This window comes from Nonomuraea insulae (genome assembly GCF_042656245.1).
In genome coordinates, this window is record NZ_JBHSPA010000145.1 from 1 (window position 1) to 4,499 (window position 4,499).

General features: G+C 63.7%; 5 protein-coding genes. 1 reads left to right on the forward strand and 4 read right to left on the reverse strand.

Annotation, left to right across the window (positions count from 1 at the left end; all coding sequences use genetic code 11):
* The 4 genes from ACFPZ3_RS70110 to ACFPZ3_RS70125 all read right to left on the reverse strand — a co-directional run.
* On the reverse strand, positions 1–259 hold a 259-nt coding region (locus ACFPZ3_RS70110), incomplete at its 3' end, for a dihydrofolate reductase family protein (protein WP_379525360.1).
* Positions 260–960: 701 nt separating this feature from the next.
* The gene (locus ACFPZ3_RS70115) at positions 961–1,596 is read right to left on the reverse strand and encodes a DUF6461 domain-containing protein (protein ID WP_379525361.1); all 636 of its coding nucleotides are present in this window, start codon (positions 1,594–1,596) and stop codon (positions 961–963) included.
* A gap of 195 nt (positions 1,597–1,791) precedes the next feature.
* Positions 1,792–2,067: a hypothetical protein gene (locus tag ACFPZ3_RS70120; protein ID WP_379525362.1), complete on the reverse strand. Its 276-nt coding sequence runs from the start codon at positions 2,065–2,067 to the stop codon at positions 1,792–1,794.
* Positions 2,068–2,311: 244 nt separating this feature from the next.
* The gene (locus tag ACFPZ3_RS70125; protein ID WP_379525363.1) at positions 2,312–3,067 is read right to left on the reverse strand and encodes a hypothetical protein; all 756 of its coding nucleotides are present in this window, start codon (positions 3,065–3,067) and stop codon (positions 2,312–2,314) included.
* A gap of 392 nt (positions 3,068–3,459) precedes the next feature.
* Between ACFPZ3_RS70125 and ACFPZ3_RS70130 the strand changes: the two genes are divergently transcribed.
* Positions 3,460–3,972: a DUF6461 domain-containing protein gene (locus ACFPZ3_RS70130; RefSeq protein WP_379525364.1), complete on the forward strand. Its 513-nt coding sequence runs from the start codon at positions 3,460–3,462 to the stop codon at positions 3,970–3,972.
* The last annotated feature ends 527 nt before the right edge of the window (positions 3,973–4,499 follow it).

Consider the following 4,499-nt stretch of genomic DNA (forward strand, 5'->3'; position numbering starts at 1 on the left):
CCACCTTCGGCATGTCCCGCCAGCGGCCGGCGTACTCGATCGCCGCCGGTGTGGCACCCGGCTGCTTGTCGGCGGTCGGCCAGTGGGAGCTCATCCCCTCCCACAGTTTGCGCCCGTACAGCGCCAGGCCCGTCGCGCCCACCCGGTCGGACCACCACTGGAACAGCTCGTCGCTCGGCACGCTCCAGCCGAGGTCGCCGCCGGGCGCGGCGATGTAGCCGTCCAAGCTCATGTTCATGCCGAAGGTCAGTTTCCGCATGGCGTCAGCCTCCCGTGAGTCGGTACTCGGCGTACAGACCAGCACGGCGCGCAAAACTCATCGGTCAGGCCACACCGAACTATGCCGAAGTACCGGAGCAGGTGGGACAGGGCGCGCGGACGAGCGTATGCGCGTAAGCGCGGGCCTGGAGTCCCTGAGGTGGATAACCGACCCTCGGCCCAGACAGGTGGGACAGCCGGGCAGGTCGCGCGCACCGATCTGATCCCAGTCAAGTGCGCTACCCAAGTCCCCAAATCGGCACCCGACCAGCGGGAACGCCGTCAAGATCATTGCACGTATATTGGTGAGCCACCGACATACGGTCGCTCTCGATGGCATCTGGCTGCATACCCCAGAAACGCAGAAGAGGCCCCGAAGGGCCCCTGAGCTGCACTTACTGCTGGTGGCAGGTGCAAGGTTCGAACTTGCGTAGGCTGAGCCGACGGTTTACAGCGGGCTGACGTTCCCGACTACATCAGGTGTCCGACCTCGGGGTGCGGCTCTCACCCGTCCCCTACCAGGGAAGATCATCCCGCACATATCCCGCGAGGCAGAGCCAGCTACGATCGCCCCCAGGAACCGCGGATCTCTCCGGAGAGAGTGCCTCCCACATGCAGAGGATTGGCGGTTTGGACCTCGGATCGGCGGCAAACCGGGTAGACCTGGTAGCCACCCGCAGCATCAGCGCACGCCCCTCGTGATCACTGACTGATGGCGCCGACGAGTAGGGGCTCGTCGAGGACGCTGGGAGTGAACACCACACCAGTGATCTTGGCTGCCAGCAAGAACGCACGAGAGATCCTGTTGGTGTACATGTCATCCCACGTCGCCTCCCATGCCTCTTCATCCAACTTCTCCGGAGGCAAGCCGGTCTCACGCATGAGCTCGTTGATCCGGTCCGGGTCGCTGCCCCACCGAGCGCCTGGCAGGTGCGGCGTGAAGCTGGTCACGACCTCGCCATCCACCGCGTACACGAAGCTGTCCTCCGCATAATCGTGCCGTCCCACGGCCACCACCTCGCATCCCCGAGACAGCCCGGTTAACCGCTCGGCCAGCACCGCCTGGAAACCCCCCGGTTCGACGGCCACGCCCCACTCACCGACTTGAACGACGCCGACATAGTCGTCGTTCATCTCTATGGACTCCCAGACCTTGACACGGAGTTCATGGAAGGTCATTTCCCGCCCTGGGCGTCCGGCCCCGAAGCGGCACAGCACCTCGGCAAGTTCGAGCCTACGAAAAAAGGACACGCAGAAAATCTCGCCAAGCAGATCCTCACGGTCTCCTACTCCTGGCGAAGCTTCCAACCAACGGAACGCGACGAGGGGATCGGCCACCATAACCTCCTTTGATGGTTTTACAGCACGTGACCGTTCCTACTGCTTCAATGCTTTTGACCTGCGGTGCCATATTGTCAGGCCGCCCCCACTGACAAGATCATCGCGCATATATTGCACGGTCCCCCGGACGCCACCGTGAGACGCTGAACCCGGTGGATCAACCTGCTGAGGCAGTCTTTCCCAACAGACAAGCTAAGCGCGCTTCGTCTTGGCAGGTCCCTCGTCGCCGAAGTCGAGGCGGGCCGGCCGCGGTATCGGGCATGGATCGAGATCCGCCCGCTGCGAACTGACCCTGACGATGCCGCCCAGCGAGAAGGTTGGACTCGTAGCGACGAGAAGCGCAGCTTCCGGCTGACACACTGTGAATATGTCATCGAGCGCCTCGACGGCTGGAACTACGACATTGGACGCAACGTAATCAAGCGCATCGTCGCCACCGACGAGGCTGACCTCCTCGCCCTGCTGCAAGATTGGGATGTAGTGCCCGAGCGGTTCACCTATCCCTGGGACACCGACTTTCCGGCCTAGCAGACGCTTCCAAGGTGGAGTCTGCGGCCGTCGGTTTAGAAGTGGATCGCCCTTTCGTGGAACAAGGATGCGCTGACCTGCACGCGATCGCTCAACCCCTCTCGACTGCGGCGAGGTCATTCCACGTATGGTCCAGATCTTGTTCTGTATGTATACGAGGGATGATTTCGTGCGGGGTGGTGGCTTAGTAGCGGTGGCCAGGCCAGTGCGGGTCGTCCCAGCGGGCGCCGCCGGTAAGGCCGAGCAGTCGGATCCGGTGGGACAGCTCTACGGGGGCGTTCCGAGCATGGAGCCGGGCAGGGGCGTAGCGGATCAGCCAGGCCGTCAACTCGATACGCGTCTCTTCCTTATTCTCCCAGCTTTCCCAGGGGACTTGGTCTCCCAGTAAGTCGTATTCCCAGTGCGTCACAGCTTCGGCCAGGTGGTGGTCAGCCGCGGTGCCCGTCTGCGCTTCCCAGAGACGCAGCCATGGGCTGATTGCAGCGGAGGCTTCGGTGCACAGGGCGAGGACTTCGTGCGCGGGCACAGTGGGATCCGGGTCGATGAGAGTGTGGGTCCACCAGGCGCTCAGGAATTCCCACACCGCTGCGGCTTGATCGGTAGGCCACTGCTGCCAGTGGCCGCGAGCGAATGCACGTCCGACCTCATCCATGCCGAAGAGAGGCTGGACGAGTCCGCTGACGAGGGCCCCCGACAGCTGGGGCAGAATGCGGCGCAACACGGATGCATGGTCATTCCAGTCGCTCGGCCAAGTGCGACGCAGGAGATCAAGGTCCAGCTCCACATCCGGCACCTTCAACTGCGCGAGCTCTTCTGCGCTACCCCAGTGGCACTCACAGTTGCACTCATCAGGATGGGCCGTCATGCCGTGGAAGGTGACGGCCATGCGGTTCAACGCGGCGTCGAGACGGAATCGCGGGGGCTTCTGGTCGAGGTTCATTCGTGGGCATTCGCCTTCACAGACTCCGGAAGGTTGCGCCATCCGAAGGTTGCTACTTTAGCAAGAAACCCGGTGATCAACCCACGGCCCTCGGATGTGCGAGCCGAGGCCGCACGGTTACGCATGATTCCGCCACGCTCGCGCCGGCCTGTTCGTCTGCGCCTCCGCGGCCGGTTCGCGATCAATCTCCTCCGCCTCGCCGACCACCTCGAACCTGCCTGATAGTCCGTACGGGTATCTGTCGACGTAGATCTACAGAGCACGACCCGCACGTTACGGACCTGCATGTCGCTGAGCAGGGAGCCCGGTGCCGCGTCTCAAGGTCGTGCCAACTTTTCATCGGACTCGCATGCCATGATCTCCATGATCTGTCCCGAGAGAACAGGATCCCCGTGAGCGGCTACGACTGGCTCGATGACGACGCGTTCTGTGCGACCTTCGTCCGCGGTCTCACTCCGCGCGAGGCGCTGGCCCGCCTTGGCATTGACGTGTTCGAAGGGGATGACGAGGAAGGCGAGTTCGAGGAGGGCCTCATCTGTGCCCGGTCGGCCGAGGGCGGAACCATTCTGAGCGAGTGGAACAGCTTCGTCGGCACGCTGCCCGAGGTGCTGCGGTCCTTGTCGGCGGGGACGGTCGCGGCTAGTGTCTTCGTCAACGTGAACCTGGTCGCGTCCTTCGACCATTATGCCGACGGTCGCAACGTCCTGTCCTTCGATCCGCTGTTCGGCGGCGACGAGGGCGGCATCCCGGAGCACTTCCTGGCCGACCGGAACGAGCTCGGGCTGGCCGGTGCCAAGTCGGAAGGCGGGCTCGCCGCTGCGCTGCTGCTGGCCGAGCGCATCACCGAGGTGCGACCGAACGCATCAAGTGACGTGGTGGCCGCCCATGGCGTTCTCGAGTACTGAGACACCTTGCTGTCGGTCCATTGCAAACGCAGCAGCCCGACTACGCAACCCAAACCGCATTAGCAGGTCGGGAGCCCACCGTTCAGGACAGTCCCACCTGGACCAACACCCCTTCCTGGTCTTCGTGGAACGTGTTGGTACGGCGGTGAACTGCAGCCCAAAGGTGATCTGGCGTCCAGCCAGTCGAGGCGGGGGTACCGGTCCTGGGCCCCCACGCCCGTGGGGTGATCCGTTCACCCGATGCGAAGTCATGTCCCTGGACAACTGGCCCCCACGCCCGTGGGGGTGATCCGTCGCGGCCGGTGAACTCCTGCCCGGACACCATCTGGTCCCCACACCTGTGGGGGTGATCCGACATCGGGGCCGGTCTTGGAGTCCACGTGGGCCTGGTTCCCACACCCGTGGGGGTGATCCGGCATTCCCAGGACAAGATCCAATGGGAACGCATTGGGAACGATCAACCGTAGCTGGCCGGTTTCAGCCGTAAACAGCCGGACACAAAGCGAGAGGCCCGTCACCGCGTTTCC